Origin of the sequence: Candidatus Methanomethylophilus sp. 1R26 (genome assembly GCF_001481295.1) — an archaeon.
Classification (GTDB): Archaea; Thermoplasmatota; Thermoplasmata; order Methanomassiliicoccales; family Methanomethylophilaceae; genus Methanomethylophilus.
In genome coordinates this window covers 1-5,251 of sequence record NZ_LOPS01000044.1, presented here as the reverse complement: position 1 = coordinate 5,251, position 5,251 = coordinate 1, and the positions used below count along the sequence as shown (strand labels likewise).

General features: G+C 44.7%; 6 protein-coding genes and 1 pseudogene. All 7 read right to left on the bottom strand.

The window, feature by feature from the left end; genetic code table 11:
• Positions 1–918 precede the first annotated feature (918 nt).
• Positions 919–1,701 (bottom strand): HAD-IIA family hydrolase, encoded by a 783-nt coding sequence (locus AUQ37_RS07660; RefSeq protein ID WP_394325627.1) that lies wholly within the window; start codon positions 1,699–1,701, stop codon positions 919–921.
• Positions 1,701–2,501, bottom strand: a complete 801-nt coding sequence (locus AUQ37_RS11485; RefSeq protein ID WP_201013864.1) for a hypothetical protein — start codon at positions 2,499–2,501, stop codon at positions 1,701–1,703. The genes AUQ37_RS07660 and AUQ37_RS11485 overlap by 1 nt, the downstream gene beginning before the upstream one ends.
• Before the next feature lie 5 nt (positions 2,502–2,506).
• On the bottom strand, positions 2,507–3,280 hold the full coding sequence (locus AUQ37_RS11480; RefSeq protein WP_201013863.1) for an aldolase catalytic domain-containing protein: 774 nt from the start codon (positions 3,278–3,280) through the stop codon (positions 2,507–2,509).
• Between the two features lie 18 nt (positions 3,281–3,298).
• On the bottom strand, positions 3,299–3,973 hold the full coding sequence (locus AUQ37_RS07650) for a cytidylyltransferase domain-containing protein (RefSeq protein WP_058748091.1): 675 nt from the start codon (positions 3,971–3,973) through the stop codon (positions 3,299–3,301).
• Between the two features lie 143 nt (positions 3,974–4,116).
• Positions 4,117–4,527, bottom strand: coding sequence for an ABC transporter ATP-binding protein (locus AUQ37_RS10150; protein ID WP_235585021.1), 411 nt, complete (start codon positions 4,525–4,527; stop codon positions 4,117–4,119).
• Between the two features lie 143 nt (positions 4,528–4,670).
• A complete protein-coding gene (locus tag AUQ37_RS10145; protein WP_157844366.1) occupies positions 4,671–4,847 on the bottom strand; it encodes a hypothetical protein in 177 nt (58 codons plus the stop codon).
• Between the two features lie 8 nt (positions 4,848–4,855).
• Positions 4,856–5,251 (bottom strand): annotated as a pseudogene (locus tag AUQ37_RS07640) (hypothetical protein); the annotation flags it as partial.

Genomic DNA, 5,251 nt, shown 5'->3' with positions numbered 1-5,251 from the left:
CAGTAATTAAAAACAATGCATTTGCATGGTTTGTATATGTGAAATGATGTAAGAGGGATTTTTCAAAGAATCCATAATGGCCGATATGATAAACTACAGTTGTCTCCTTCATTTGTTAACCCTTTCCTTATTTATCTTTATCAGTTTGTGATATTTAAGACCCAGACTTCGGTAAAAACAAATTGGTTGTATCAACACTAAAGCTTGAGTCTACCTTTTACGAGGTAGGGCGATCTTGTTGCATAGTTGTCGAGCGGTCAGGAAAAATTATGGAAGCCACGGCATTTGTTTTCGCAATCAAGTAGAAATGGCCTAGGATCTTTCCTCAGTTACTATTGCATAATCATAAAGATACGGTTCCGGAATCGGTCTGTTTTGTCAGGAACAGGATGAACTTCGGTCAGTTTCAGAAAAAGGCCATATACAAATACGCCGGAATCGAACGATAGTGTGACGGTGGCCTAGGGCACAAGGCGATTATCAATACTGTATCCAGAGAGACGGGATCAGATAATCTCCTGGACAGCCTAAAAGAACCAGAGTGGCAGCTGCAGATGTAGATAGATGATTATGGGCAATCCCAATATATAATTCGTTATTTGATCGTTAAGTTATTCGACATTTTTGAGGCCAATCGAGAAAAGAAAGAGGAAACAGGCAATTTAATGCAATTGGAACTTTATCTCGAGGAAGTATTTTGGCAATACCAAGGCCAAAATCGGCATTAATCTGTGGATTTCTGCCTAAATGCAATCCTCTTTCCATCTGAGAACAATCATGGATGTAGCGGGAACTATGCAAATACCTAAGTGGCGAACGGGCCAGGTTGCGTTCGGGAATCACAATGTGGCGAGGTCAGGATTAATGGGCATGGCGAGATGTTCCATAATGCAAAGTTGTGTGAGCCCGCAGCCAAACTCAGAGGCAATCCGAGGTTCCAAATTTTAGCGCCAGTTGCGGAATTTCTGAAATATTGTTCGCCGCGAATATTCCTGGAACTTTTTCTCCGACCAGTATTCCGACCGTACCGCAGTTTTTTGCGAACATGATGTCCGTGTCGAAACTATCCCCTACCACAAGAATTTCTTCCGCTTCGAGGCCTGTTCTGTTTTCAATTGAATTCATCATGTATACAGAAGGTTTGCCGGCGACAGCATCCGGTTCTCTCTTCGAGCATGCCCTTATCGCTGCAGTCACTGCTCCGGGGCCGGGATAGATTTTTCCGTCTTCTTTCTTGAAAACGGCATCTTCATTGCAGAAAACGATCTTCTCAGTGGCCAGTGCAGCCCTGACGCCGAATGTTATCTTCTCATAATCGACAGTTGGGTCGAATCCGACTGCCAGTGCCTTTGCATCTTCAGGAACGTTCGTGATCTCTGAGACAGCTGATATGCTATGCTTCAGGACATCGCTGCCCATGACATAGGTCCTGGGAGATCCCATTTTCCTAATGCAGTCTGCTGCTGCGTCCCCAGAGGTATAGATCATATCTGCAGTGCAGGGGATTCCCATCCTGCAGAGCTTATCGGAAATCTGTTTTCCGGTTTTCGTCGAATTGTTGGTGCAGAACAGAACTTCCAGACCTGTCGCGCGGAGTTCGGCCACGGCTTCGGCGGCCCCCTGAACAGCTTTGCTTCCGTTGTAAACGGTCCCGTCAAGGTCCATGGCAATTGCCTTGAACCGCGGAGAACACGGGGCCATCATTCCACCTTGTAATGCAGGGGTTGTGTAAGAAATTCAATCTTAACCTTTTTCGAATACTCTCCGAGTATTTTTGCCATCCCCTCGTTGCGACTCTCAAGAATTGCCTTCTTCGTTATGATCTCCATGCGGGAGTCTGCATAATTCTCCTCTTGAGTATAGGAATATCCGTCAAAGCCTGCCAGGACAATTCTAGCTGCGCCTAGCATCGAGAATAACTTGACTGCCATCATTCCTGCGTTATCTGAAACAGACTCTTCATCATTCAGCAATTCCTTGTAATCTGTGCGCATGTACACTTCGTCCGAAATGATGTTGGATGTCACTATAGCGCGTTTCCTCTCCTCTGCAGACAGGCGATTGAATCTGCGCATGTTGCTGACGAAAATATAATCAGTATCGAGATGAGGGTACCCGAAGTTGACACTGACAGTTATGGTGTCACTTTTGGCAAAGTCGATTATGCTGTCCTTCTGGGTGGCAGAACTTCTTCCAGGTCCGATAAGCAGGACGGTGTGTCCTCTCACGGTGGATTCCAGTTCTTTACGGCTGTTCACGGAATGCTTGCCAGATTCCATGTATCTCAGATAGATCTCCTCAGCGTATCTCTTATCGAATTCCAATTTCTTCACAGGATCCATCATGCGGAAGATCTCGTCCATAGCTTCGACTGTCAGTGAACTTTTGTCGGAGAAGAATCCGGCATAATTGGGGTGGGCGTCGTTTACTGCGGAAAGATAATTAGGGAGTGAGTATCCCCACGGATTAATCAGATAGAATTTGTTGATGACAAGGTCCATGGCCTTCAGAAGCGGGGGCAGTTCGTATTCCTTTCTGATACGACGGCGAGGTATTCGGCGAAAATTTCAGTATTGAGATTTCCCGCGCCTCTTCCCATTCCATAGATGGTTGAATCTATTATGATGTCATGGGAGGACGGCATGTCAGCGAGGGCAATAGCATTCGAAAATGCCAATTGCATGTTGTTGTGAGAATGGAAACCGATTCTGATGCTCTGATTCAGGTTGTTCTCGGCGAGGGAATAGAACCTGATCAACTCATCGCCCCTCATGTTTCCAAAACTGTCCACAATATAAAATGCGAACGGTTCAAGTTTGTTTATCTTTTCGATTAATTCCAGGAATTCTTCGTCTGAATAACTTTTGGAGACCATTGCCTGGACGAACACTTTGTATCCTTTCGCTTTGATTGCACGGCACATCTCGAGGGCCGGGAGAAGATTCTTTTTGTGGAATGCGATGCGTAGGCCGTCGAGGGTTTTCCCTTCAGCGTGTTCTGGAATGTCACTGACATCGTATTCGCCGTAATTTATCATAGCTACGTATGTTGTTTTCTTACGGTTTTCCGGAAGGGTGTGGCATGCTGCTTCCATCGTTGGATATTTTGATTTGTCTGGATCATATTGGACTTTATCTGATATGAACCCACATTCGACGATTTCTATCCCTGCATCATTAAGGGATTCGATGATTTGTTCAATCCCTTCTTTCCCGAAGTTCCATTTGTTGCAGTATCCGCCGTCTCTGAGGGTGCAGTCCAGGATAGAAATGTCTTTCACGGTTATCCCATTCCGTTCTCAATCTTGTTTTCTCGGTTCAGATGCCATCATCGAATAATTGTACCAGGCATCTGCAATCTCGAAGTCTTCTTTCTCATCTATGTCGATGCTTTCGATTTCAGAGACTTCGATCGGAAGGGGCCTTCCTCCGATTCTCCGTCTCTTCTCCGTTATCACGTTCTGTTTGAAAATGTAGAATCCGCTGGTTTCGACCATCAGTTCAGGTAGATCCTGCGTCCGGGGAATATTTTCGAGAGTATAATTGAACGGTTTTCCGTCTTTCCAGATGAAATCCTGCATTTTCTTGACTGAGAATGAAGAATCATATTCTCCCGAGGCCACTGCCTCTAATCCTTTCTCCACTGATTCCGCGGAAATGAAAGGAGCTGTTGCATGAGTCTGAACATAGATGTCTGCAGGGACTTCTTTACAGAATGCATCCAGAACATCCAGCATGCTTGAGCTATCTGTATCAAGCGATTCTGAACGCTTCAGATATTTCACTCCATCGGGGAGGTAATCTTTGATGGAAGGATTGCTGCAATACACATATGTTTCATCGATTCTTTTCATCGACAGCAGCATTTTGAGCACATAGGTGCAAAGAGGGTCTCCATTGGTGAACCGTTTTGTGTTCTTGCCAGGCAAGCGACGATTATTCAGTTTCATGGGAACAACTGCGACAACCTTCATGGTTTTCCCCTAAGAATGTAAATCTGGCACATCATATATGCAGAAATAGTTAATGATTGCCGACATCTCTGGATGTTTCTGTGGATTCGGCATATTACTTCCAATATGCCAGATATCAATTTCGATTTTAACTCAGTTCTTCATCAATTGGGTGGACTCGGATTTCGATTTATCTGTTTGAGTTGGCAGGGGTTTAATGGTTCAGTGCCCGTTTTATTATCATTGCCACAAGTTGTTGAATTATTCATTGGATTCACAAAAGTCGATTTCAGAATGACCGTGGGGCGGCATTCATAACAAATCACTTCACAATCAATCCCATAGACTCTTCTGATCATATCTGTTGTAATCACTTCATCAGGGCTCCCTACCGAATACACCACGCCGGGAGGCTCCATGACAATTATCTGGGATGCATATCTGGCCGCAATATTCAGATCGTGGCAGATCATGATGATGAGTTTATCGTCATTATCTGCCAGCGCTCTCAAAAGCTGCGTTACATAGACTTGATGTTTAACATCCAGATTGGCCGTCGGTTCATCCAGAATCATTATTTCAGTGTCCTGGACCATTCCTCTGGCCAAGGATACCTTCTGATGCTGGCCTGCGGGAAAAGGGATTGAAAAGGCGCATATCCAGCAATTTCGTGTTGCTGTTCGGGTTGATGCGGGCGCATACTGGGCAGGTTTGTTTATCAATTATCTTTCACATAAGCGAACGACTGCGGCGCCTGCCTCATCCCGTACTCCGAGAGGTCCCTCCATCTATCGTATCTCACGACGTTCTCCAGCCCGAAGGCCACCGCCGTGTTCTCCCCTCTGTAGTAGGCGTCGTAGAAATCCTCTGAAATCCCGGCGGCCTCCGAAGTCATCCGCCATATCAGCCCGGGAGAAATTGTAATCTGTTGTAAATATTGTTTACAGCCATATTGTATATCTGATGTGAGCAGAGATCATTGTTTTTTCTGTTCCTCTTCAGTTTCAGGTATTCTTCTCTGACATCGTTCCATTTGCCTTCATGATGGATCTCATTCGCCTTCTTTTTCAAATCGGAACTGTCCGTTATAGTATTGAATATGAATTTATTCTCGTGCTTGTCATGTTTTAGAATTTTTATGCCAGTTATATCTTTATATCCGATTACAATGTCTATCCCGAATAGCCTTGAAGATGTGTCCTGGTCTGTAAATCTAATAGTTATTGCTGAAGTAGAATCTTCTACGTGGGTATCCGGCATCAATTTTTTTGAGTCCTTCATTATTTCGTTTTTTATTTC

Excerpts from the sequence above, each read along its gene's own strand:
- AUQ37_RS07650 (WP_058748091.1), bottom strand. The coding sequence starts at position 3,973 with ATGAAGGTTGTCGCAGTTGTTCCCATGAAACTGAATAATCGTCGCTTG.
- AUQ37_RS10150 (WP_235585021.1), bottom strand. The coding sequence starts at position 4,527 with ATGATTCTGGATGAACCGACGGCCAATCTGGATGTTAAACATCAAGTC.
- AUQ37_RS10145 (WP_157844366.1), bottom strand. The coding sequence starts at position 4,847 with ATGACTTCGGAGGCCGCCGGGATTTCAGAGGATTTCTACGACGCCTAC.
- AUQ37_RS11485 (WP_201013864.1), bottom strand. The coding sequence starts at position 2,501 with ATGGACCTTGTCATCAACAAATTCTATCTGATTAATCCGTGGGGATAC.
- AUQ37_RS07660 (WP_394325627.1), bottom strand. The coding sequence starts at position 1,701 with ATGGCCCCGTGTTCTCCGCGGTTCAAGGCAATTGCCATGGACCTTGAC.